The sequence below is a fragment of the Acinetobacter sp. RF15B genome (assembly GCF_007558235.1).
Lineage (GTDB): Bacteria > Pseudomonadota > Gammaproteobacteria > Pseudomonadales > Moraxellaceae > Acinetobacter > Acinetobacter lwoffii_C.
Window position 1 is genome coordinate 1 of record NZ_VLSR01000026.1, and the last position, 25,084, is coordinate 25,084.

At 42.1% G+C, this 25,084-nt stretch carries 20 protein-coding genes and 3 pseudogenes; 9 read left to right on the forward strand and 14 right to left on the reverse strand.

Annotated features, from left to right (window positions below; translation table 11 throughout):
• Positions 1 to 254 precede the first annotated feature (254 nt).
• Positions 255 to 851 carry a putative adenosine monophosphate-protein transferase Fic gene (locus tag E2K74_RS13390; protein ID WP_004658347.1) on the reverse strand — a complete coding sequence of 199 codons (597 nt, stop codon included), beginning with the start codon at positions 849 to 851 and terminating at the stop codon, positions 255 to 257.
• A 12-nt stretch (positions 852 to 863) separates the two neighbouring features.
• Positions 864 to 1,031 carry a YhfG family protein gene (locus tag E2K74_RS13395; protein WP_005245168.1) on the reverse strand — a complete coding sequence of 56 codons (168 nt, stop codon included), beginning with the start codon at positions 1,029 to 1,031 and terminating at the stop codon, positions 864 to 866.
• Positions 1,032 to 1,305: 274 nt separating this feature from the next.
• Here E2K74_RS13395 and E2K74_RS13400 point away from each other — a divergent pair, with 274 nt between their 5' ends.
• The 8 genes from E2K74_RS13400 to E2K74_RS13435 all read left to right on the forward strand — a co-directional run bounded on the left by E2K74_RS13400 (position 1,306) and on the right by E2K74_RS13435 (position 15,509).
• Positions 1,306 to 1,770: a hypothetical protein gene (locus E2K74_RS13400; protein WP_000911011.1), complete on the forward strand. Its 465-nt coding sequence runs from the start codon at positions 1,306 to 1,308 to the stop codon at positions 1,768 to 1,770.
• A gap of 12 nt (positions 1,771 to 1,782) precedes the next feature.
• Positions 1,783 to 4,122, forward strand: a complete 2,340-nt coding sequence (locus E2K74_RS13405) for a hypothetical protein (RefSeq protein ID WP_002058482.1) — start codon at positions 1,783 to 1,785, stop codon at positions 4,120 to 4,122.
• A 4-nt stretch (positions 4,123 to 4,126) separates the two neighbouring features.
• Positions 4,127 to 7,327, forward strand: a complete 3,201-nt coding sequence (locus E2K74_RS13410; protein ID WP_151208140.1) for a site-specific integrase — start codon at positions 4,127 to 4,129, stop codon at positions 7,325 to 7,327.
• 455 nt (positions 7,328 to 7,782) lie between these two features.
• A complete protein-coding gene (locus tag E2K74_RS13415; RefSeq protein WP_001029679.1) occupies positions 7,783 to 8,604 on the forward strand; it encodes a TnsA endonuclease N-terminal domain-containing protein in 822 nt (273 codons plus the stop codon).
• A complete protein-coding gene (locus E2K74_RS13420; protein WP_000267723.1) occupies positions 8,591 to 10,699 on the forward strand; it encodes a DDE-type integrase/transposase/recombinase in 2,109 nt (702 codons plus the stop codon). Before E2K74_RS13415 ends, E2K74_RS13420 begins: the two co-directional genes overlap by 14 nt.
• Complete coding sequence (locus E2K74_RS13425; RefSeq protein WP_001276994.1) at positions 10,696 to 12,363, forward strand: AAA family ATPase; 1,668 nt, start codon at positions 10,696 to 10,698, stop codon at positions 12,361 to 12,363. The genes E2K74_RS13420 and E2K74_RS13425 overlap by 4 nt, the downstream gene beginning before the upstream one ends.
• A gap of 2 nt (positions 12,364 to 12,365) precedes the next feature.
• The gene (locus tag E2K74_RS13430; protein WP_151208141.1) at positions 12,366 to 13,892 is read left to right on the forward strand and encodes a TnsD family Tn7-like transposition protein; all 1,527 of its coding nucleotides are present in this window, start codon (positions 12,366 to 12,368) and stop codon (positions 13,890 to 13,892) included.
• Entirely contained in the window at positions 13,893 to 15,509 is a 1,617-nt protein-coding gene (locus E2K74_RS13435; protein WP_000251879.1) for a Tn7-like element transposition protein TnsE, read from the forward strand.
• A gap of 55 nt (positions 15,510 to 15,564) precedes the next feature.
• Here E2K74_RS13435 and E2K74_RS15030 read toward each other — a convergent pair.
• The 7 genes and pseudogenes from E2K74_RS15030 to dfrA1 form a co-directional block, all read right to left on the reverse strand.
• A pseudogene (locus tag E2K74_RS15030) lies at positions 15,565 to 15,717 on the reverse strand (IS256 family transposase); the annotation flags it as partial.
• A 22-nt stretch (positions 15,718 to 15,739) separates the two neighbouring features.
• Positions 15,740 to 16,117: a hypothetical protein gene (locus E2K74_RS13445; protein ID WP_001271300.1), complete on the reverse strand. Its 378-nt coding sequence runs from the start codon at positions 16,115 to 16,117 to the stop codon at positions 15,740 to 15,742.
• A gap of 409 nt (positions 16,118 to 16,526) precedes the next feature.
• On the reverse strand, positions 16,527 to 16,898 hold the full coding sequence (locus tag E2K74_RS13455) for a hypothetical protein (protein ID WP_000119696.1): 372 nt from the start codon (positions 16,896 to 16,898) through the stop codon (positions 16,527 to 16,529).
• A 60-nt stretch (positions 16,899 to 16,958) separates the two neighbouring features.
• Positions 16,959 to 17,456: a hypothetical protein gene (locus tag E2K74_RS13460; protein WP_001444089.1), complete on the reverse strand. Its 498-nt coding sequence runs from the start codon at positions 17,454 to 17,456 to the stop codon at positions 16,959 to 16,961.
• 28 nt (positions 17,457 to 17,484) lie between these two features.
• Positions 17,485 to 18,320: pseudogene (gene aadA1, locus E2K74_RS13465) on the reverse strand (ANT(3'')-Ia family aminoglycoside nucleotidyltransferase AadA1).
• A 57-nt stretch (positions 18,321 to 18,377) separates the two neighbouring features.
• Positions 18,378 to 18,902 carry a streptothricin N-acetyltransferase Sat2 gene (gene sat2, locus E2K74_RS13470; RefSeq protein ID WP_000704156.1) on the reverse strand — a complete coding sequence of 175 codons (525 nt, stop codon included), beginning with the start codon at positions 18,900 to 18,902 and terminating at the stop codon, positions 18,378 to 18,380.
• 94 nt (positions 18,903 to 18,996) lie between these two features.
• A complete protein-coding gene (dfrA1, locus tag E2K74_RS13475; RefSeq protein WP_000777554.1) occupies positions 18,997 to 19,470 on the reverse strand; it encodes a trimethoprim-resistant dihydrofolate reductase DfrA1 in 474 nt (157 codons plus the stop codon).
• 331 nt (positions 19,471 to 19,801) lie between these two features.
• Between dfrA1 and intI2 the strand changes: the two are divergent.
• A pseudogene (gene intI2 / locus E2K74_RS14920) lies at positions 19,802 to 20,779 on the forward strand (class 2 integron integrase IntI2).
• A gap of 187 nt (positions 20,780 to 20,966) precedes the next feature.
• Here the strand turns inward: intI2 and E2K74_RS13490 are convergent.
• The 5 genes from E2K74_RS13490 to E2K74_RS13510 all read right to left on the reverse strand — a co-directional run.
• Positions 20,967 to 21,206, reverse strand: coding sequence for a BrxA family protein (locus E2K74_RS13490; protein WP_001353740.1), 240 nt, complete (start codon positions 21,204 to 21,206; stop codon positions 20,967 to 20,969).
• A gap of 692 nt (positions 21,207 to 21,898) precedes the next feature.
• Entirely contained in the window at positions 21,899 to 22,735 is an 837-nt protein-coding gene (locus E2K74_RS13495; RefSeq protein WP_000480968.1) for an aminoglycoside O-phosphotransferase APH(6)-Id, read from the reverse strand.
• Complete coding sequence (aph(3'')-Ib, locus tag E2K74_RS13500) at positions 22,735 to 23,538, reverse strand: aminoglycoside O-phosphotransferase APH(3'')-Ib (protein WP_001082319.1); 804 nt, start codon at positions 23,536 to 23,538, stop codon at positions 22,735 to 22,737. Before aph(3'')-Ib ends, E2K74_RS13495 begins: the two co-directional genes overlap by 1 nt.
• 99 nt (positions 23,539 to 23,637) lie before the next feature.
• Positions 23,638 to 24,770 (reverse strand): IS3 family transposase gene (locus E2K74_RS13505; protein ID WP_223672967.1). Its coding sequence is split into 2 segments (ribosomal slippage): positions 23,638 to 24,518 and positions 24,518 to 24,770, totalling 1,134 coding nucleotides; the frame shifts between segments, so codons are not numbered across the junction.
• A gap of 118 nt (positions 24,771 to 24,888) precedes the next feature.
• The coding region (locus tag E2K74_RS13510) for a helix-turn-helix domain-containing protein (RefSeq protein WP_151208142.1) at positions 24,889 to 25,084 on the reverse strand (196 nt) is incomplete at its 5' end.

Here is a 25,084-nt window from a genome sequence, read left to right on the forward strand (position 1 = left end):
TTCGCAAGAGATGCGATGGATGTCTGGTGATTTGTAGTCATAAATTTTAGTCCCCACTTGTTTTTAAGTGGGGACTAAATTAAGGCTTATAGGATGAATTCATAAGGTGTGTTCAGCGGACGCTTACCCTAAATTACCCGAAGAGTATTAAGATTTCTAAGAATCGTGATTGTTGGTTTATTTGGGAAATTAATCAGTGGATTGAAGCAAAGATGATGGCTCATTAAGGATTGTGGGCTTCGACTACTTAAATTTTAGGTATTTTGAATAAAGCATATTTCAAAAATCTTAATTAATGGATTTAAATTACCATAAAAACCTTCAATATTGGCTTGAATCCATTGTTGTTGAGAGTCAATGCGAGACCAATCAATACCATAACCACAATGAGCAATCAGATGCTCAAAGAAAATCCGTTGTGTACGTCCATTACCTTCACGGAATGGGTGTATGACATTAAGCTCACAATACAAGTCGGCAAGTTGAGGAATCAGTTGTTGTGGTGCTAAGCCTTGAAAGTATTTTTTTTCTTGAAGCGGTTTGAGTAGTTTATTGGTTTCAATTTCAATACGGGAAAAATTACAAAAACGGGTGTCACCTTTGGAAATATCGATTTGTCTTAACTTTCCTGCCCAGTCGTATAAGTCGCCAAAGAGCTGCGCATGAATTGATTTTAAGTATTGTAAGTCGTAAGGTGGTTCAGCATATTCAATTAAGTTACTTGCCAATCCAGACAGTTCTAGTTCAGCTTGTTCTAAAATTTGTTCATCATGAATATTGAGTTTGTTCTTTAGGATATTTGTGCCAGGGTAACAATACAGGCTGTCACCCATTTCCCCATATTTATCCATACATGCACCTGACTAAGTTTCGGGTTGCGAATACTTCTTATATTTTTGCAAGATTTCAGCTTTACTTTGTTGATTTGTTTGAGCTGTCGTTGTAATGCCTTCAAGCTTTAGGCTGGCTTGATAGTTTTGCGCACGTGTCGCTTGAATATATTTTTTTTTCTGTTCAGTGGTTCTGAGCATTTCGAAACTCCATTGATGCTACACGTGAAGTAAGTATAGCAGAGAATCTTTTTGATCAATGCTGCATACACAGCATTTCAAAATGTAATACAACGGTATTGTTTCATGTAATAACAGAAAACTAAAAAAAAGTGGAAGAATTTTTAAAATTTAGACCACCCATGATAAGTAAACCATATGTATTTGTTGATAATTGTAATTTTGAGAAAATTTAGTTGATAAATTAAATGAATTTTAATATACAAAGATATGCTCATTTTTTATATCGATAAAAATGTTAAAATTTGACTATTTAGTAAAAAATATAGAGATATTTATGGGGCAATTTATCATGCCCTTTTGCTTTGAGCGACAAAATGTTCAATTTAAGATAGTAAAAATTAACTCAGAACTACTGAAAATCAAAAAGATTAAACAGAGCCAGAAAGTAGTAGTACAAGCAAAGTTCAAAATAATCTATGTGAAAATTTGGCAAAAAATATTGCTATTAATGCAAACGGAGCCATGCTTACGTGTACATTCTAATTATGTTGCAATCTTACAGTTGATACATAATCTTGATGATTTTATCGAAAAATCACAGCAACACTTGTGCTTTGAGAGAAAAGCTCAGAAAGAGCTGGATGCTAAATTTTTTGCTAGATTTTTTAAGCTGACAAAGAGTTCAATAAAAGATCAACTTTTACCAAATTGTTCAGATCGTAATGAATTTAACCAATGCAATTTGATAAAAAATTAAGCGAAAGCGAATATGCCAAAGATTGAAACAGAAGAGCAATTCTTAGATTTAGCAGAAAAATTCCAAAAAGATTATTGTTTATTACGCAATCATGTTGTGAATACACAATTTGTCGATCTATCAGATGATTTACGTGAAAAAGCCCATGCTCTATATAAGGAAGCACAACAGATATATGGCTATATATCTAGTTCTAGACAATTAGGTAAATATTATTATCTAGCTTCTTTAAGTTATTTTGCATGCCCGACTACTAGTAATACTCAAGAGCTGTCGTCTGAACGTTATTTGATTCTACAAGCGAGTTTTTTAACATATCGGCAGTATCAAGAATTTGCAAAAATTGATAAAGCTGAGAATAAGCAAAAACATGTTTGTGATCTCTTTCGCTATGTATCACGATATGTTCTGGATTCTAATCATGCTGAATTATTTCAAGAATGCAGTGAGCTACTAAATCGCTATGTCATGTACGAACGTAACTTGAAAAAGGAGGATCGTAATCAACTTTTTAATATTAAAGATTTCAAACAAGTACAAGCCATAGAGTATTTATCGGCTCTATTAATAATTTTTAAAAGACTTGATGATCGTCGTGTTGTTCATCGTCAGCGTAAGTCAAAAAAAAGTAAAGTTTTGCAATGGCCGACGAAAAATGAACTCAAAAAATTTCGTGAAATTAAAACGGGTAAGCAAGTAGATATTGGACATAACGCAAAGATCAGTATTTATGATGCCGCTCTTCACAAAGATGAAGAGGGTGAAGTTGATCTATTAGATCCTGAAATGGAGTTTTATTCAGAAGATGAAAAGTCTAAAAATTTAAATTATATACTCAGCGATAATGCGACGCATCTAATGCGGCATCGCCAGCGCCGTCATGCTCCTTTTGTTACAAATCCACATTATTTGGCGCCAGATATACTGAAGCAAATTGTTTATGTGTTGAGAACCGAGTTATCCGGGCACTGGAGGGATGCTGCAATCGCTGCAGCATGTTTATTGTCACTTTTGACGGGATTATCACCCGTCGCACTGATGGATTTTAACGAGCTTATTCAAGATGGAATTTTGATCCAGAATGGTTCAAGTAGACGTCGCGAATATTTACTCAAATTAAATCTTAAAATTACAGAGCAGAAGATTAAGAGCTTAAATCATGTGCGGTGGAATGAAGTGATGACACATCAACTACATTTACCTTCTGCTTGGTTTGACTATATAGAACAAGCATCGAATCCACTAATTTCATCAACACACATTAATACGAAACTTAAGAATTGGCTTGATAATCGGTTTGTAGGTTCGATCACTGTAGAAAAACTGCAGGCTCAATTATATTTTCATATATATTATGAAACATATAATGAATATCTTGCTCATGTAATTGCTGGGCGGGATAGTCAGCATCACATGCCTGGTATCTATTATGGCGGGCTACCGAAAACTCAACTCAGTAGCACATATCTAGCCTTTTTAGAAAAAGCACTTACACCACATTCCACACATTTTACTGAAGACACGGCTGAACTAAAAATATTGCAACAACAATTCAAAGTGCAATCTGCATTATCTATAGGAAGGATAGGGAGCCAACTGGCACTTGAACCCAATTTTGTGAAAGAGCAATTCCATATTTTACATAGACATTGTCACGAAAACATCCAAGAAGATAAGCACATTATTAATCAACTTAATGCATATGCGTGTTGGATGTGGCATATCAGTTTGTTGAGTTTGGCAAGTCGGCCTAAAAAAAACCTGTTGGGGAATTTGGATGATTATTGTGTTGAGCTCAAGCTTTTATATGTGAATGATAAAAAAAATAGTAAAGCAAGAAAAGATGGTCGTTTTATCCCTTTATCTGATTTTTTCATAAAAACACTGCAAAATTACACTGCCTTTTTAGAACAAATTATTGAAGCGTACGGTTCATTTTTTAGACAAGTCTTTGCAAAGAAGAAGATAACTGTAAATGATCTTTTTGGTAAGGTCATTTTTAGTAAAGATATCTTGCCGATAACTGTCAAAGAATGGCAGAGCAGGAAAATTAAGTTAATCCCTTTATCGAGAAAATGGGTGAATTCATATATGCAAGGAGTCTTTCCAAAGAATATGTATTCGAATTGGTTACGTCATTTTGACATGAACTTTTTGATGCATGAGCAGCAAGAGGGTAAACCAGCATTAGCTTTTCACTTAATTCAGGCCCTGTATGGTCATGACCAACGTGACCGAGAGGCTTTTCATCCGCATTCTTCACTTATCCCGAATGTCTATGTACAGCAAGCCCGCCAGCAATTGCAAGATAATGTCAAATCTTTATCGATTAAACACTTAGAGCGAAAATAGTTGTATGCAAAAAATCAAAGAACTAATAAAACCACAACTAGATGATCTATTTGTTGATATTCATAAAATGGTGAAAAAGTCGCTAGATAGACAGCCTTCTCCACCTGAAGTATTGACGAAAGAAATGCAGCAAAAACTTGATCAGCTGATCGCTGAAAAATGGCATGACATTAAAGATAGTGTTGATTGTTTGAGTCAAAAGTTGAGCCGAGACGAACAATCAAAACTGATGCAATTTACTGAAGATGAATTTAATAAAAGAAGGAAGCAATTCAACCAGAATGTAGATAAAAAATCATACAGAATTAAGCTAAATCCACATACTAAACGGATCGTACTGCCTAGAAAAATTGAGAGTACAGAGTCACGGTTAGAACAGGGGCATCTACATATCCATGTACTTAAGGAATTAAGGCAGTATTGGCAAGATTCATTTGAATATTGGAATGAACCAAAGTACTTATGGGGAAATTTATGCTTAAGTTTTATATATATTTCAGGCTGTGCAGATGAACAGCATTTGATTGCTATTCAGAAGCAATTGCAGGAGGCCATTGAGCTTGGTACAGATCTGAATTGTTTTCGGTTATACCATTCGGACTACAAAAAAATCACTAATCCATTGTTACTACATTATCGTGTTGAAAACTCTCAATATGGCAACGATGTAGAACAGGGAAAGTTGTACCAATGGAAACATGTTTTTTTTAACCCATATGCGCAGTTCATTTTGCAATATTTAAAAAAGTTGAAAGCTACTCAGAAAGAATTTTGTCTGCAACATTCAGTTGAAGATTGTATTTTAGAAAGCTTGAGTAAGATAGGCAGGAAAAAAAGTCTTGGGGATCTGCAATATCAAATTAAACGCCGTGGATTTCGTGCATTTAATGATGTGCAAATGGTACTCGAATTTAATCCAAACCTCAGCATAGATATATTTTTGAGTAATGTGCTTCAGCAAGAGATTAATACTGTTGCTTTAAGGCCATCCGAATTTAGATTGCTGTGGAATAATGATTACAATCAAGTCACAGAAGCAGATAATCGCCCTATTCATTTTGAACAAGAGCAGTTACTTCCTGAAGTTCCGACTGTTCAAAGCAAATTACAAACGATTCCGTATGAGTTGATGTTGTTTGGTCAAAAGAAACGTAAAGGTCAAAAAGTTGAGCGTTTAGATAAAAAGAGGAATAAAGAAGAACGCACGCTACGTTTTTGGCAAGAAACTAGAAGGGTGTTAGAGGAGAAGATAGTTGATGCTAATACGGAGGAAAAGTCTTTAATTGATGCTCAACTACGCTTAATTCACTGGTTAATGCATTTAAAAAAACGAGGGCTTCAATTATCAACTATTGAAAGCTACTTAGGATCGTTTGGCAAAGAATTTATATTTGAGATTTGGCTCAATAAATTAGATTTAAAGCAACAATCCATAGATGACTATGAGGATTTATATCGGCAGCTATTGAAATACAGCAGTGAACGTGATGAAAAAGCAGTTCAACGAGATTCGGTGAAAGGAAAAACCTCTCGTAAGATGCACCAAAGCGCAGAATACCGTTTTGGTCGCCTAAAAGATTTTCATCAATTCTGTATAGAGAATTATGATGCTCCAGGGGTATTGGTGTTACAGAATTCAAGTTTTAAGCATTTACAAATTTGCAATGCACGGCTAGTGAGTCCTTTGCTATTTGGCAAATTATTGGAAAAACTAGAAAATTTAAGTCAAGAGCCAACGGCATCAGAGTGGGTCGATCATCTGAGTTGTTTAAAGCTGATGTATTTACTAAGTTATAGAACTGGACTTCGATTAAATGAAGTTCGTTGTCTTAAAATACAAGATATTATTTGCCCAGAGCTACTTTATAAAGAAAAAGAAAATACAGTTTTTAATAATATCACGCTTCATATCCAAGACAATTCATATCGCCGTCTGAAAACGCGAAGTGCGAATCGTCAAATACCATTGAAAATTGCATTGTCAGAACATGAGTTTTTAGTAGTACAACGTTACATACAACATCGTTATGAGCAATATTTGGTTAATCAGCAGGATGATCTACTTTTTAGTGTGAATCATCGTGTATTAACTGATCAATGTATCAGCAAAATTACAGTAGATTTGTTTAGTCAAATATTAGGTATGCATCATGGCTTTAGTTTTCATACATTACGCCACAGTGCTGCTAACTATCTAGCAATAACTTTGCTCGGTTCAAAAGAAATGATCAAGACCTACACAGATTGTCCTTGGGTAAAAGCAAAAAAGATGAGGGATTTATTGTTTGGTATGAAAGCACGTGCTCAAGAAGAGATTATTCAACATAAATGGCAGGTGCTCGCCTCTTGGATGGGGCATAGCAGTATTGAGCAAACGGCTTCAAATTACCTTCATGTTTTGGATTTATTAGCAGTCGATCGAATTTATAATTCGCCGTGTATCATTTCAAAAAAAGTATTAGAACAGTGTTTTAGTCCAGTGAAGTCAAGTACAGACTACATAAACCTAAATCGTTATACTCAGCAGCAGAAATGGTTTAATTCTTATCAGCAAACACAGCCAGTTACGATGGCTGGCCGACAAGAAAAGAAGTTTAGTATAGAGAAGAGTACTCTGACACCTTTTCAACGTTTGATAAGTTTTAGAGAAGGTCGTTTAAGCGAAGATACCCAAGCTCAAGAATGGATGCAACGATGTCAATGGATGAGCACTAAATGGATGGATCGCCAAAAATTTAATTTAAAAACGAATTATGTTTATAGTAAGAATTTAGAAGAGAGTTGGTTTGATGAACTTTACGAAAAGGCTAAAAAACTGACTCGTCCAGATGAAATAATTCCTCTCCTTGATTTTCATTATAAAGATGATAGGCAGCAAGATGCACTGAAAGAAAAGAACATGGTTAAGGCGCTTAAAATATTATTATTATTTGGAAAACTGCGTAAGAATTTTCTACATTTTCAATGCCGAATGAAAGGTGATGAGCAACAAATTGTTAATTTTATTACTGGTATAGAGCCAATGTTAGGAGATCATCTGTATTTAGAAAAACAAAACTACCCAGTTAATTTGGATGCTCCTGAGCGAACCGTTAAATTTAGTTTTCAAAGAGTTGTCGGCTCTAACAAAAAAAATGTTACTCCGCTGGTTATATTTAATTTAATGTTAAAAATGATGCAAAAAGATGAACTCTGGATCAAATAGCCTAAGCAAACTGAAAAGGGGGAATTGTTTAAAAATCTCTCTGGTTATAAGTAAACTGTCTTTATGAAAAGCATCATACTAACTTTGATTCATAATAAAGGGAATTTAAAAGCTTTAGCATCACAATTTGGTCACTGGATTTTAGACAATAGTGTAAAGATTAGCACTTTGGTAAATCGATGAGCTAAAGTGTTGTAGTCCAAACTCGATCTGACAATTACCCATTTTTTAGTGTGCCCGTCAGGTTAAATTTGAACTGAATTTTTCTCAGCCCAAATTCATTTCCAATCAAGTTATGTTTCAAGTGGCGTGCGAACACTGTGTGGGCGGACAATAAAGTCTTAAACTGAACAAAATAGATCTAAACTATGACAATAAAGTCTTAAACTAGACAGAATAGTTGTAAACTGAAATCAGTCCAGTTATGCTGTGAAAAAGCATACTGGACTTTTGTTATGGCTAAAGCAAACTCTTCATTTTCTGAAGTGCAAATTGCCCGTCGTATTAAAGAGGGGCGTGGCCAAGGGCATGGTAAAGACTATATTCCATGGCTAACAGTACAAGAAGTTCCTTCTTCAGGTCGTTCCCACCGTATTTATTCTCATAAGACGGGACGAGTCCATCATTTGCTATCTGACTTAGAGCTTGCTGTTTTTCTCAGTCTTGAGTGGGAGAGCAGCGTGCTAGATATACGCGAGCAGTTCCCCTTATTACCTAGTGATACCAGGCAGATTGCAATAGATAGTGGTATTAAGCATCCTGTTATTCGTGGTGTAGATCAGGTTATGTCTACTGATTTTTTAGTGGACTGCAAAGATGGTCCTTTTGAGCAGTTTGCTATTCAAGTCAAACCTGCAGCAGCCTTACAAGACGAGCGTACCTTAGAAAAACTAGAACTAGAGCGTCGCTATTGGCAGCAAAAGCAAATTCCTTGGTTCATTTTTACTGATAAAGAAATAAATCCCGTAGTAAAAGAAAATATTGAATGGCTTTATTCAGTGAAAACAGAAGAAGTTTCTGCGGAGCTTTTAGCACAACTATCCCCATTGGCCCATATCCTGCAAGAAAAAGGAGATGAAAACATTATCAATGTCTGTAAGCAGGTTGATATTGCTTATGATTTGGAGTTAGGCAAAACATTGAGTGAGATACGAGCCTTAACCGCAAATGGTTTTATTAAGTTCAATATTTATAAGTCTTTCAGGGCAAATAAGTGTGCAGATCTCTGTATTAGCCAAGTAGTGAATATGGAGGAGTTGCGCTATGTGGCAAATTAATGAGGTTGTGCTATTTGATAATGATCCGTATCGCATTTTGGCTATAGAGGATGGCCAAGTTGTCTGGATGCAAATAAGCGCTGATAAAGGAGTTCCACAAGCTAGGGCTGAGTTGTTGCTAATGCAGTATTTAGATGAAGGCCGCTTAGTTAGAACTGATGACCCTTATGTACATCTTGATTTAGAAGAGCCGTCTGTAGATTCTGTCAGCTTCCAGAAGCGCGAGGAGGATTATCGAAAAATTCTTCCTATTATTAATAGTAAGGATCGTTTCGACCCTAAAGTCAGAAGCGAACTCGTTGAGCATGTGGTCCAAGAACATAAGGTTACTAAGGCTACAGTTTATAAGTTGTTACGCCGTTACTGGCAGCGTGGTCAAACGCCTAATGCATTAATTCCTGACTACAAAAACAGCGGTGCACCAGGGGAAAGACGTTCAGCGACAGGAACAGCAAAGATTGGCCGAGCCAGAGAATATGGTAAGGGTGAAGGAACCAAGGTAACGCCCGAGATTGAACGCCTTTTTAGGTTGACCATAGAAAAGCACCTGTTAAATCAAAAAGGTACAAAGACCACCGTTGCCTATAGACGATTTGTGGACTTGTTTGCTCAGTATTTTCCTCGCATTCCCCAAGAGGATTACCCAACACTACGTCAGTTTCGTTATTTTTATGATCGAGAATACCCTAAAGCTCAGCGCTTAAAGTCTAGAGTTAAAGCAGGGGTATATAAAAAAGACGTACGACCCTTAAGTAGTACAGCCACTTCTCAGGCGTTAGGCCCTGGGAGTCGTTATGAGATTGATGCCACGATTGCTGATATTTATTTAGTGGATCATCATGATCGCCAAAAAATCATAGGAAGACCAACGCTTTACATTGTGATTGATGTGTTTAGTCGGATGATCACGGGCTTTTATATCGGCTTTGAAAATCCGTCTTATGTGGTGGCGATGCAGGCTTTTGTAAATGCTTGCTCTGACAAAACGGCCATTTGTGCCCAGCATGATATTGAGATTAGTAGCTCAGACTGGCCGTGTGTAGGTTTGCCAGATGTGTTGCTAGCGGACCGTGGCGAATTAATGAGTCATCAGGTCGAAGCCTTAGTTTCTAGTTTTAATGTGCGAGTGGAAAGTGCTCCACCTAGACGTGGCGATGCTAAAGGCATAGTGGAAAGCACTTTTAGAACACTACAAGCCGAGTTTAAGTCCTTTGCACCTGGCATTGTAGAGGGCAGTCGGATCAAAAGCCATGGTGAAACAGACTATAGGTTAGATGCATCTCTGTCGGTATTTGAGTTCACACAAATTATTTTGCGTACGATCTTATTCAGAAATAACCATCTGGTGATGGATAAATACGATCGAGATGCTGATTTTCCTACAGATTTACCGTCTATTCCTGTCCAGCTATGGCAATGGGGTATGCAGCATCGTACAGGTAGTTTAAGGGCTGTGGAGCAAGAGCAGTTGCGAGTAGCGTTACTGCCTCGCCGAAAGGTCTCTATTTCTTCATTTGGCGTTAATTTGTGGGGTTTGTATTACTCGGGGTCAGAGATTCTGCGTGAGGGTTGGTTGCAGCGGAGCACTGATATAGCTAGACCTCAACATTTAGAAGCGGCTTATGACCCAGTGCTGGTTGATACGATTTATTTGTTTCCGCAAGTTGGCAGCCGTGTATTTTGGCGCTGTAATCTGACGGAACGTAGTCGGCAGTTTAAAGGTCTCTCATTTTGGGAGGTTTGGGATATACAAGCACAAGAAAAACACAATAAAGCCAATGCGAAGCAGGATGAGTTAACTAAACGCAGGGAGCTTGAGGCGTTTATTCAGCAAACCATTCAGAAAGCGAATAAGTTAACGCCCAGTACTACTGAGCCCAAATCAACACGCATTAAGCAGATTAAAACTAATAAAAAAGAAGCCGTGACCTCGGAGCGTAAAAAACGTGCGGAGCATTTGAAGCCAAGCTCTTCAGGTGATGAGGCTAAAGTTATTCCTTTCAACGCAGTGGAAGCGGATGATCAAGAAGATTACAGCCTACCCACATACGTGCCTGAATTATTTCAGGATCCACCAGAAAAGGATGAGTCATGAGTGCTACCCGGATTCAAGCAGTTTATCGTGATACGGGGGTAGAGGCTTATCGTGATAATCCTTTTATCGAGGCCTTACCACCATTACAAGAGTCAGTGAATAGTGCTGCATCACTGAAATCCTCTTTACAGCTTACTTCCTCTGACTTGCAAAAGTCCCGTGTTATCAGAGCTCATACCATTTGTCGTATTCCAGATGACTATTTTCAGCCATTAGGTACGCATTTGCTACTAAGTGAGCGTATTTCGGTCATGATTCGAGGTGGCTACGTAGGCAGAAATCCTAAAACAGGAGATTTACAAAAGCATTTACAAAATGGTTATGAGCGTGTTCAAACGGGAGAGTTGGAGACATTTCGCTTTGAGGAGGCACGATCTACGGCACAAAGCTTATTGTTAATTGGTTGTTCTGGTAGTGGGAAGACGACCTCTCTTCATCGTATTCTAGCCACGTATCCTCAGGTGATTTACCATCGTGAACTCAATGTAGAGCAGGTGGTGTATTTGAAAATAGACTGCTCGCATAATGGTTCGCTAAAAGAAATCTGCTTGAATTTTTTCAGAGCGTTGGATCGAGCCTTGGGCTCGAACTATGAGCGTCGTTATGGCTTAAAACGTCATGGTATAGAAACCATGTTGGCTTTGATGTCGCAAATAGCCAATGCACATGCTTTAGGGTTGTTGGTTATTGATGAAATTCAGCATTTAAGCCGCTCTCGTTCGGGTGGATCTCAAGAGATGCTGAACTTTTTTGTGACGATGGTGAATATTATTGGCGTACCAGTGATGTTGATTGGTACCCCTAAAGCACGAGAGATTTTTGAGGCTGATTTGCGGTCTGCACGTAGAGGGGCAGGGTTTGGAGCTATATTCTGGGATCCTATACAACAAACGCAACGTGGAAAGCCCAATCAAGAGTGGATCGCTTTTACGGATAATCTTTGGCAATTACAGCTTTTACAACGCAAAGATGCGCTGTTATCGGATGAGGTCCGTGATGTGTGGTATGAGCTAAGCCAAGGAGTGATGGACATTGTAGTAAAACTTTTTGTACTCGCTCAGCTCCGTGCGCTAGCTTTAGGCAATGAGCGTATTACCGCTGGTTTATTGCGGCAAGTGTATCAAGATGAGTTAAAGCCTGTGCACCCCATGCTAGAGGCATTACGCTCGGGTATCCCAGAACGCATTGCTCGTTATTCTGATCTAGTCGTTCCCGAGATTGATAAACGGTTAATCCAACTTCAGCTAGATATCGCAGCGATACAAGAACAAACACCAGAAGAAAAAGCCCTTCAAGAGTTAGATACCGAAGATCAGCGTCATTTATATCTGATGCTGAAAGAGGATTACGATTCAAGCCTGTTAATTCCCACTATTAAAAAAGCGTTTAGCCAGAATCCAACGATGACAAGACAAAAGTTACTGCCTCTTGTTTTGCAGTGGTTGATGGAAGGCGAAACGGTAGTGTCAGAACTAGAAAAGCCCTCCAAGAGTAAAAAGGTTTCGGCTATAAAGGTAGTCAAGCCCAGCGACTGGGATAGCTTGCCTGATACGGATTTACGTTATATCTATTCACAACGCCAACCTGAAAAAACCATGCATGAACGGTTAAAAGGGAAAGGGGTAATAGTGGATATGGCGAGCTTATTTAAACAAGCAGGTTAGCCATGAGAAACTTTCCTGTTCCGTACTCGAATGAGCTGATTTATAGCACTATTGCACGGGCAGGCGTTTATCAAGGGATTGTTAGTCCTAAGCAGCTGTTGGATGAGGTGTATGGCAACCGCAAGGTGGTCGCTACCTTAGGTCTGCCCTCGCATTTAGGTGTGATAGCAAGACATCTACATCAAACAGGACGTTACGCTGTTCAGCAGCTTATTTATGAGCATACCTTATTCCCTTTATATGCTCCGTTTGTAGGCAAGGAGCGCCGAGACGAAGCTATTCGGTTAATGGAGTACCAAGCGCAAGGTGCGGTGCATTTAATGCTAGGAGTCGCTGCTTCTAGAGTTAAGAGCGATAACCGCTTTAGATACTGCCCTGATTGCGTTGCTCTTCAGCTAAATAGGTATGGGGAAGCCTTTTGGCAACGAGATTGGTATTTGCCCGCTTTGCCATATTGTCCAAAACACGGTGCTTTAGTCTTCTTTGATAGAGCTGTAGATGATCACCGACATCAATTTTGGGCTTTGGGTCATACTGAGCTGCTTTCAGACTACCCCAAAGACTCCCTATCTCAATTAACAGCACTAGCTGCTTATATAGCCCCTCTGTTAGATGCTCCACGAGCGCAAGAGCTTTCCCCAAGCCTTGAGCAGTGGACGCTGTTTTATCAGCGCTTAGCGCAGGATCTAGGGCTAACCAAAAGCAAGCACATTCGTCATGACTTGGTGGCGGAGAGAGTGAGGCAGACTTTTAGTGATGAGGCACTAGAGAAACTGGATTTAAAGTTGGCAGAGAACAAGGACACGTGTTGGCTGAAAAGTATATTCCGTAAGCATAGAAAAGCCTTTAGTTATTTACAGCATAGTATTGTGTGGCAAGCCTTATTGCCAAAACTAACGGTTATAGAAGCGCTACAGCAGGCAAGTGCTCTTACTGAGCACTCTATAACGACAAGACCTGTTAGCCAGTCTGTGCAACCTAACTCTGAAGATTTATCTGTTAAGCATAAAGACTGGCAGCAACTAGTGCATAAATACCAAGGAATTAAGGCGGCAAGACAGTCTTTAGAGGGTGGGGTGCTATACGCTTGGCTTTACCGACATGACAGGGATTGGCTAGTTCACTGGAATCAACAGCATCAACAAGAGCGTCTGGCACCCGCCCCTAGAGTTGATTGGAACCAAAGAGATCGAATTGCTGTACGACAACTATTAAGAATCATAAAGCGTCTAGATAGTAGCCTTGATCACCCAAGAGCGACATCGAGCTGGCTGTTAAAGCAAACTCCTAACGGAACCTCTCTTGCAAAAAATCTACAGAAACCGCCTTTGGTAGCGCTTTGCTTAAAGCGTTACTCAGAGAGTGTGGAAGATTATCAAATTAGACGGATTAGCCAAGCTTTTATTAAGCTTAAACAGGAAGATGTTGAGCTTAGGCGCTGGCGATTATTAAGAAGTGCAACGTTATCTAAAGAGCGGATAACTGAGGAAGCACAAAGATTCTTGGAAATGGTTTATGGGGAAGAGTGAGTGGTTAGGCTAGCTACATTTAATGACAATGTGCAGGTTGTACATATTGGTCATTTATTCCGTAACTCGGGTCATAAGGAGTGGCGTATTTTTGTTTGGTTTAATCCAATGCAAGAACGGAAATGGACTCGATTTACTCATTTGCCTTTATTAAGTCGAGCTAAGGTGGTTAACAGTACAACAAAGCAAATAAATAAGGCGGATCGTGTGATTGAGTTTGAAGCATCGGATCTTCAACGAGCCAAAATAATCGATTTTCCTAATCTCTCGTCCTTTGCTTCCGTACGCAACAAGGATGGAGCGCAGAGTTCATTTATTTACGAAGCTGAAACACCATATAGCAAGACTCGTTATCACATCCCACAGTTAGAGCTAGCTCGGTCATTATTTTTAATTAACTCCTATTTCTGTCGAAGCTGTTTGAGCAGTACCGCTTTACAGCAAGAGTTCGACGTTCAGTATGAGGTTGAGCGAGATCATTTAGAGATAAGGATCTTACCCAGTTCATCGTTTCCTAAAGGGGCGTTAGAGCAGTCGGCCGTAGTGCAGCTTTTGGTTTGGTTGTTTTCGGATCAAGATGTTATGGATTCGTATGAAAGTATTTTTAGGCACTATCAACAAAATAGAGAAATTAAGAACGGCGTTGAAAGCTGGTGCTTTAGCTTTGACCCTCCGCCCATGCAGGGTTGGAAATTACATGTAAAAGGACGTTCTTCTAACGAGGATAAGGATTATTTAGTTGAGGAAATAGTAGGTTTAGAAATCAACGCTATGCTTCCTAGCACAACAGCTATTAGCCATGCCTCTTTTCAGGAAAAGGAGGCAGGTGATGGTAGTACGCAGCACATAGCGGTTTCAACAGAGTCAGTTGTTGATGATGAGCATCTACAGTTGGACGATGAGGAAACAGCCAATATAGACACAGACACACGAGTCATAGAGGCTGAGCCGACATGGATAAGTTTTAGTAGACCTAGTCGAATTGAAAAATCTCGCAGGGCAAGAAAAAGTAGCCAAACTATTTTAGAAAAAGAAGAAGCAACAACAAGTGAAAATAGTAATTTGGTTAGTACTGATGAGCCACACTTAGGTGGTGTCCTAGCAGCGGCAGATGTGGGTGGGAAGCAGGATGCAACCAATTACAACTCTATTTTTGCTAATCGATTTGCTGCTTTTGATGAGCTACTTTCAATTCTAAAAACTAAATTTGCATGTCGGGTGCTTTTTGAAGAAACCTTGGTTTTGCCAAAAGTTGGGCGTAGCCGATTACATCTGTGTAAAGATGGCTCACCAAGAGTGATTAAAGCCGTTGGGGTGCAACGTAATGGCAGTGAATTTGTATTGCTAGAGGTGGATGCATCGGATGGGGTGAAAATGCTTTCTACCAAAGTGTTGAGTGGCGTTGATAGCGAAACATGGCGGAATGATTTTGAAAAGATACGGCGTGGAGTGGTGAAGAGCTCATTGAATTGGCCAAATAGTTTGTTTGATCAATTATATGGACAAGACGGGCATAGAGGGGTGAATCATCCAAAGGGGTTGGGGGAGCTGCAAGTATCGAGAGAGGATATGGAAGGGTGGGCTGAGAGAGTGGTTAGAGAGCAATTTACGCATTAAAGGAATGACTGAAAGAGCCTGTAAACCCTTTTGTGTAAGTGCTTTTGCCGGTCAGTTAAAGGTGGCCATTTAAACGGTCACCAAATTCGATCATAAAACGGTTCATGGCCGGCTTCCAGTTGCGGATCGGCATCGTCCATTTCTTGGTCGCCGCCTGGATAGCCAGGTACACCACCTTCATCGCTGATTCGTCCGTAGGGAACACCTTGAGTTCATATTAATGGAATTTTCTACAAATAGCCTCCGTGGTTTTGAGGGGGGATTACAGACGATCCATAGTAGTAATCCAATGAGTTCTTGAGCGCGGCGACATGTTTGGACGCCTTGGCAAAAATTAGAGCCTGCTTGAAGTGCAGGCGAGCACGTGCTTGGACGATTGATCCATTCGCGGTCAAAAACTCAATCTTGGATGACAGCGTGTCAGGAAATCCAATATCGAAGTCCCGCCCCGTGTCAAAGTAGGGCATTTCATGATCAAAGGACGAAGCTTCCCAGGCCACTTCCCTAATATTCCAGCCGCTAGAAACAAGATTTCGTACGACTTCATCAACTTTTTTGCTTTCCAACTTGTCACAAAGTGCATAGGCAAGAGCTTTGGCGGCAGACACGTGCGTTTCCTCTTAAACATAGGTCGAACGGATACCCGAGGCAAAGCGGAGCATTAGTCCCAAAGCATCTCCGGTAGATCCGGAGGCTCCATACTGAAGGCATGGCATCTTGGGCATTGATATTTGAAACTTCTCTCTAGATAGCAGGGATTTCTTGGCCTTGCCTCATGCTGATAGCTTGTAAATATCACACGATCCTTAGCCCCACAAAGTGAGCATACTCCGTAGCTTTCATTTATAGAAATCGTCGTTAGATTGTCGCAGCATGTGCACGTTCCGACTATTTGCTCAGGAAGCATCGCCATACCTTGGCCTAGGTAAAGAAGATCAGACTCGTAGCCACATCGGTGGCAACTGAGCTTGTACGCAATGCCCATCTGGTTGTCTCACCTGAATCGTAACGTCAGAGCTATTCATCCATCCATTCGGCATCAATGTATGCCACTAAGCCGACCAGCTGACCGTTTGGACTGAAGTATGTTGCCTGCACCCCACTTGACATCTCATCAATACCACCGCACTGCGCTAGGCGCCGGTCCCACTTGCCCACAGAAGCGTCAGGATCGGCTGAGTTCCCCAAGACCCTTGTGAGCCATGCCTCCTTTAACTCAACCTCTCGAATGATTGCGTCGGCCAGCTCCTCCGCGTTATCTAGTTCGACATAGTCTGGAATTCGGACGTACGTTCTGAACACAGCTGGATACTTACTTGGGCGATTGTCATACATGACATCAACAATGTACCCGTTTGTGTAACCGTCTCTTGGAGGTTCGTATGACACTAGTGGTTCCCCTCAGCTTGCGACTAGATGTTGAGGCCTAACATTTTATTAGAGAGCAGGCTAGTTGCTTAGATACATGATCTTCAGGCCGTTATCTGTCAGGGCAAGCGAAAATTGGCCATTTATGACGACCAATGCCCCGCAGAAGCTCCCATCTTTGCCGCCATAGACGCCGCGCCCCCCTTTTGGGGTGTAGAACATCCTTTTGCCAGATGTGGAAAAGAAGTTCGTTGTCCCATTGTTGGCAATGACGTAGTAGCCGGCGAAAGTGCGAGACCCATTTGCGCTATATATAAGCCTACGATTTCCGTTGCGACTATTGTCGTAATTGGATGAACTATTATCGTAGTTGCTCTCAGAGTTGTCGTAATTTGATGGACTATTGTCGTAATTGCTTATGGAGTTGTCGTAGTTGCTTGGAGAAATGTCGTAGTTGGATGGGGAGTAGTCATAGGGAAGACGAGCTTCATCCACTAAAACAATTGGCAGGTCAGCAAGTGCCTGCCCCGATGCCATCGCAAGTACGAGGCTTAGAACCACCTTCAACAGATCGCGCATAGTCTTCCCCAGCTCTCTAACGCTTGAGTTAAGCCGCGCCGCGAAGCGGCGTCGGCTTGAACGAATTGTTAGACATTATTTGCCGACTACCTTGGTGATCTCGCCTTTCACGTAGTGAACAAATTCTTCCAACTGATCTGCGCGCGAGGCCAAGCGATCTTCTTGTCCAAGATAAGCCTGCCTAGCTTCAAGTATGACGGGCTGATACTGGGCCGGCAGGCGCTCCATTGCCCAGTCGGCAGCGACATCCTTCGGCGCGATTTTGCCGGTTACTGCGCTGTACCAAATGCGGGACAACGTAAGCACTACATTTCGCTCATCGCCAGCCCAGTCGGGCGGCGAGTTCCATAGCGTTAAGGTTTCATTTAGCGCCTCAAATAGATCCTGTTCAGGAACCGGATCAAAGAGTTCCTCCGCCGCTGGACCTACCAAGGCAACGCTATGTTCTCTTGCTTTTGTCAGCAAGATAGCCAGATCAATGTCGATCGTGGCTGGCTCGAAGATACCTGCAAGAATGTCATTGCGCTGCCATTCTCCAAATTGCAGTTCGCGCTTAGCTGGATAACGCCACGGAATGATGTCGTCGTGCACAACAATGGTGACTTCTACAGCGCGGAGAATCTCGCTCTCTCCAGGGGAAGCCGAAGTTTCCAAAAGGTCGTTGATCAAAGCTCGCCGCGTTGTTTCATCAAGCCTTACGGTCACCGTAACCAGCAAATCAATATCACTGTGTGGCTTCAGGCCGCCATCCACTGCGGAGCCGTACAAATGTACGGCCAGCAACGTCGGTTCGAGATGGCGCTCGATGACGCCAACTACCTCTGATAGTTGAGTCGATACTTCGGCGATCACCGCTTCCCTCATGATGTTTAACTCCTGAATTAAGCCGCGCCGCGAAGCGGTGTCGGCTTGAATGAATTGTTAGGCGTCATCCTGTGCTCCCGAGAACCAGTACCAGTACATCGCTGTTTCGTTCGAGACTTGAGGTCTAGTTTTATACGTGAACAGGTCAATGCCGCCGAGAGTAAAGCCACATTTTGCGTACAAATTGCAGGCAGGTACATTGTTCGTTTGTGTCTCTAATCGTATGCCAAGGAGCTGTCTGCTTAGTGCCCACTTTTTCGCAAATTCGATGAGACTGTGCGCGACTCCTTTGCCTCGGTGCGTGTGCGACACAACAATGTGTTCGATAGAGGCTAGATCGTTCCATGTTGAGTTGAGTTCAATCTTCCCGACAAGCTCTTGGTCGATGAATGCGCCATAGCAAGCAGAGTCTTCATCAGAGTCATCATCCGAGATGTAATCCTTCCGGTAGGGGCTCACACTTCTGGTAGATAGTTCAAAGCCTTGGTCGGATAGGTGCACATCGAACACTTCACGAACAATGAAATGGTTCTCAGCATCCAATGTTTCCGCCACCTGCTCAGGGATCACCGAAATCTTCATATGACGCCTAACGCCTGGCACAGCGGATCGCAAACCTGGCGCGGCTTTTGGTACAAAAGGCGTGACAGGTTTGCGAATCCGTTGCTGCCACTTGTTAACCCTTTTGCCAGATTTGGTAACTATAATTTATGTTAGAGGCGAAGTCTTGGGTAAAAACTGGCCTAAAATTGCTGGGGATTTCAGGAAAGTAAACATCACCTTCCGGCTCGATGTCTATTGTAGATATATGTAGTGTATCTACTTGATCGATCAGGCTTTTGTATATCTCCCCACCACCTGAAACAATGACATGATCCGTTATTTTCTTTAGGTTGGTTAAAGCATCTTTAATTGATGGAAAGATCAATACGTTCTCATTGTCAGATGTAAAACTTGAACGTGTTACGACCGCATACTTTCGGTTGGGTAATGCTCCCATTGATTCAAAAGTCTTGCGTCCAACCAACAGCCATTGGTTATAGGTAATAGCTTTAAACAGGAGCTGTTCACCTTTGGCACTCCATGGAATATCAGGGCCATTCCCGATAACTCCATTCTTCGATATAGCTACCATTAGTGATAGTTTCACAATTCTTCCTCAGAGGTTAACATTTTATTAGTAAGCATGCTCGTTTTGTCACCCGCTGATGCTTACCGTTAATTAATATAATCACTTGTATTAAATAGACTTTCTTTAAAAATACAAGACACTCTGTTATTACAAATCGTGCATGCCGTCTATCCTGCTTGCACGATGCACATTATCTCACCCAAAGAACTCATAACATTTTAATTTATTTAGCATTAAATTAAAACTCTACCGGTAAACAAGCATCTCTAGGCGTAAAAAACAGGCACTTTTTTAAATCCCAGCTAGAATAGGCTGTATAGGCAGACAGTTGCAAGACAAGGAGCGTTTTATGTCTAACAGTCCATTTTTAAATTCTATACGCACGGATATGCGACAAAAAGGTTATGCGCTGAAAACTGAAAAAACTTACCTGCACTGGATTAAGCGTTTTATTCTGTTTCACAAAAAACGTCATCCTCAGACCATGGGCAGTGAAGAGGTCAGGCTGTTTTTATCCAGCTTAGCAAACAGCAGACATGTAGCCATAAACACGCAGAAAATCGCTTTAAATGCCCTAGCTTTTTTGTACAACAGGTTTTTACAACAGCCGTTGGGCGATATTGATTATATCCCTGCAAGCAAGCCTAGACGGCTACCCTCTGTTATCTCTGCAAATGAAGTGCAACGCATTTTGCAGGTTATGGATACTCGCAACCAAGTTATTTTTACGCTGCTGTATGGTGCAGGTTTGCGCATTAATGAATGCTTGCGTTTGCGGGTTAAAGATTTTGATTTTGATAATGGCTGCATCACTGTGCATGACGGTAAGGGTGGGAAAAGCAGAAACAGCCTACTGCCCACGCGCCTAATCCCAGCAATAAAATAACTCATTGAGCAAGCGCGGCTTATTCAGCAAGACGACAACTTACAAGGCGTAGGGCCATCGCTGCCTTTTGCTTTAGATCACAAATACCCTTCTGCTTATCGACAAGCGGCGTGGATGTTTGTCTTTCCCTCCAGCACGCTCTGCAACCACCCGTATAACGGCAAATTATGCCGCCATCATCTGCATGACTCCGTTGCGCGAAAGGCATTGAAGGCAGCCGTACAAAAAGCAGGCATCGTTAGCAAGCGTGTCACTTGTCATACATTTCGTCACTCGTTTGCTACGCATCTATTACAAGCGGGGCGTGATATTCGCACTGTGCAAGAACTCTTAGGGCATAACGATGTTAAGACCACGCAAATCTATACGCATGTGTTGGGTCAGCATTTTGCCGGCACCACCAGTCCTGCGGATGGACTGATGCTACTTATCAATCAGTAAAAGTAGATAAATATCTTTATGTAGCCCTGAGTAGCCCCTGATACTTTTTATGGTGAAAAAGATAAACAATCATAGAGGGGATAAATATGAGCCAGTTCTACCATTGTTCAGATAAGTTTAAGCAAGATACTGTCAATCACAGTGACCATTCATGGTCATTACACTTCCTCCAGTTGCCAGACAATGCCTAACATAAAAACGCAAAAGCCCAAAAGTCAGAGCTTAGGTGTTCTAGGCGTTTTCTAAGCGCTGAAGAAATACGTCTTACCGTAGATTGCGTGCGTTTCTGAAGCACATTTTCCTTATACATGGCTTTATCCCAGGCAGCTTCATCAAGCTCTTGGAGTAACAAGCCAGTAATAATGCGACACTCTCGGGTTTGTAGCGAGCCGCTGGTGAGATCGGAGTTATAGCGGAAAGGGGTCATTTGTAATTATTTGTGGGTGGAGGATAGTTAACTTATTATTGTAGTTGGAAGAGGCTGCTTTCCAAACATTAGCACCTCGTAATGCTTGTTACTGTATATTAATTTATGCTCTTAGCGCATGTTAATGGGCTATTACAATGCATAATGTCCACATCAAGATAACTGTGGCTTAACACCTGTACAAGCGAAAAAAATCAATCACCTGTCCGGAAATACGGGATCACTGTAAAGTGTTGGTGAGGCAGTCTAGGAGGGGGATTTAATTTGGGATACTGATGAAAGGATTATGATCAGTTGGATATAGGATCGTACTAAGCTGAGCGGCAGGTTAGCTAGATTAGTTAACCAGATAAGTGAAATCTAGTTCCAAACTATTTTGTCATTTTTAATTTTCGTATTAGCTTACGACGCTACACCCAGTTCCCATCTATTTTGTCACTCTTCCCTAAATAATCCTTAAAAACTCCATTTCCACCCCTCCCAGTTCCCAACTATTTTGTCCGCCCACACACTGCACAATTTAATTCACGGTGCCTAAGACAGGTATCAACTTCGGACCAGCCATTCTAGCTTTGCTAATGATTTCGGGGTCGTTTGCGGGAGAGGGCGAAATCCTACGCTAAGGCTTTGGCCAACGATATTCTCCGGTAAGATTGATGTGTTCCCAGGGGATAGGAGAAGTCGCTTGATATCTAGTATGACGTCTGTCGCACCTGCTTGATCGCGGCCGCGATAGCTAGATCGCGTTGCTCCTCTTCTCCATCCGCGTTCCAAGCTGCGGAAAGGCACCCATAAGCGTACGCCTGGTCGAGCAGGCGACGCGGATCGACGTCCAGCGCACGAGAGAATGCGTCCGCCATCTGTGCAATGCGTCTAGGATCGAGACAAAGGTCGTCTCTGTCAGCCGGATCGTAGAACATATTGGCGGCGCCAAAGCCCACTTCACCGACCAGACCGACGGGATCTATCACCAGCCAGCCGCGACTGGAGAACATGATGTTTTCATGATGCAGATCGCCATGTAGCCCACGCAGTTCCGAGGCATTGCTCATCATTTGATCGGCTATAATCGCCGCGTGGACGTAGTCAGTTTGACAACCTGCGTTTTGATCATCGCGCGCCCGCTGAAACAAAGCTGCAAAGCGATCCCGGATCGGGAGAAGGGCAGAAGGCAGGGGTTCCTCAGATGCGGCATACAGCTTCGCCATTAGTTCCGCTGCAATTTCGGTCGCCTGGTAGTCGCCGTGCTCGGCAACGATGTGAGAGAGCATTCGCTCCCCGGCATATTCGAGCAACATCAGATTGTTCTCACGACCGAGCAACCGGACTGCTCCCCTCCCATTGCGCCATACCAGATAGTCGGCCCCGCGCAGTTCATCAGCAATGTCTTCTATAGGTTTCAATCCCTTGACGATTGCAGGAGTCCCGTCTGGCAATGAAACTTTCCAAACGAGGCTGGAAAAGGTGTCCGCAATGAGAACAGGTTGCGAAACGTGCCAATGAGCAGGAAAAACAGGCGGCATGAACATCAACCCCAAGTCAGAGGGTCCAATCGCAGATAGAAGGCAAGGCGTTCGCGGTCGGGGGCTTCGATCCCCAATACATTGAATAGGACAGCGAAGGCGCGCTCTGCTTCATCTGGCGCTGCCCAGTTCTCTTCGGCGTTAGCAATCATGAGTGCCAAATCGGCATAGCGATCTGCTGTTCCGAGCCGCCCAAGGTCGATCAGACCCGTGCATTGAAGAGTTTTAGGGTCCACCATGAAGTTCGGCATGCAGGGATCACCATGGCAAACAACCATATCGGTGCGCTCTTGGTCGAGCCGCACCGGTAGCTCTCGTTCGACACGAGCCAAAAGATCGAGCTGCGGCGTACTCTTGTCCTCGTCCGGTAAGAAGTCGGGATTGACGGCATTGCGGGACACCACATCAACGGCGCGTCCGAACATTCGCGACAGCCTGCGCTCAAACGGACATTGATCAACCGATAGGCTGTGAACAGCGCCAAGTTGCTGCCCCATTGACGGCCACGCTTTGAGCAAATCCGCTCCAGACAGATCAGCCGCCGGTACTCCCGGAATTGCCGTTATCACCAAGCATGCACCCTCCTGTTCCTCCTGCCAGTTGATCACCTCGGGGCAAGCCACACCTCGACCTTTGAGCCAAATGAGGCGGTCACGCTCTCCAGCGAGCTCACCGCGGCGGGAAGCAGGTGCGATTTTCGCGAAGGCATGCCCGTCACCACGTCGAAAAACAAAATCACCAGATTCTCCGCCTCTGACAGGCAACCAGTCAGAATGCGATTCACCAAAAAAAATATTAGTTCGATTCAATGGAGGTTCCTTCAGTTTTCTGATGAAGCGCGGAGGTGAGAGGTGGTCCCACTTGTTTGAACAACTAAAAGCTTATTTATAAGTGATACTCTGCTCTAGTTAAGCTACCTTATTTTGTTGTGGTAGCTGGTCATAGTAAAACTCATCTGGAGTCATTTTGTCCAGACTCGAATGAGGTCGTTTCAAATTATAAAATTCAAAATATGCGTTTAATTGCTTCTTCGCATCCAAAACATTGCTGTAGGCTTTGAGATACACCTCTTCATATTTAACGCTCCGCCATAATCGTTCAACCATCACATTATCAACCCATCGACCTTTACCATCCATACTGATTTGAATGCCATTTGATTTCAATACATCAATAAATGCATCACTGGTAAACTGACTGCCTTGGTCTGTATTAAAGACTTCAGGTCGGCCATATTTTTCAATAGCTTCATTTAATGTTTCTATGCAAAATGTAACCTCCATACTAATCGATACTCTATGCGCAAGTACCTTGCGGCTATGCCAATCAATCACAGCACATAAATAAACAAAGCCTTTTGCCATAGGGATATACGTTATATCCGTAGACCACACTTGATTACTGCGCTGAATAGCCAATCCTTTGAGCAGATATGGATATTTACGGTGAGCTTGATTGGCCTGACTTAGATTTGGTTTACGATATAACGCATTAATGCCCATTTTCTTCATTAAAGTACGTGTATGACGTCGTCCTATATGATGTCCTTGACGATTCAATAAATCACGCATCATACGGCTACCTGCAAAAGGGTATTGCATATGTAACTCATCCATACAGCGCATCAGCTTCAGATCTGATTCACTCACAGGTTTTGGGCGATAGTAATAACAACCACGGGAGACTTTCAGCAGCTTAGCTTGCTTAGATACTGAAATCTGAAGTGAGTCATCGATTAACTTTTGTGGTTGAAGCGACCCAGTTTCTTCAACACACCTTCTAAAAAATCAATTTCTAATGCCTGCTCACCGATTTTTGCATGTAGTTTTTTTAGATCGATGGGTGGTTCTGTTGGAGCTTTTGATTGATCGAAAGCTTGCGAGGAAGCTGAAATCAGTTGATTTTTCCAGTCAATAATTTGGTTTTGATGAACATCAAATTCAGCACTCAATTCAGCAAGTGTTTTTTCTGCTTTAATCGCAGCAAGTGCTACCTTAGCTTTAAAGTCATTTGAATGATTTCTTCTTGGTCTACGTGTCATAAAATACTCCATATATTGATGTTTATAACATCATTTGGGGAGCAAAATATCACTTATAAGTGTTGTTCAAATTTCCTGATCCACCTCTGTGGCTCAACCTGCGAAAAGAAACGAGTTGCTACGTAAGTCCGAGAACATGCTTTCCATGGTCTCTGAGCTCGCCTTTGGGACCGACATATCGGTAGAGAGTGACGCGCTCGATGCCGAGTTCCTTGCAGAGATCGGAAACTGAAGTATCGCGCTGGGCCATGGCGGCTTGCGCGAGACGCACCTGAGCTTTGGTGAGCGCGAATTTTCGTCCGCCCTTGCGACCG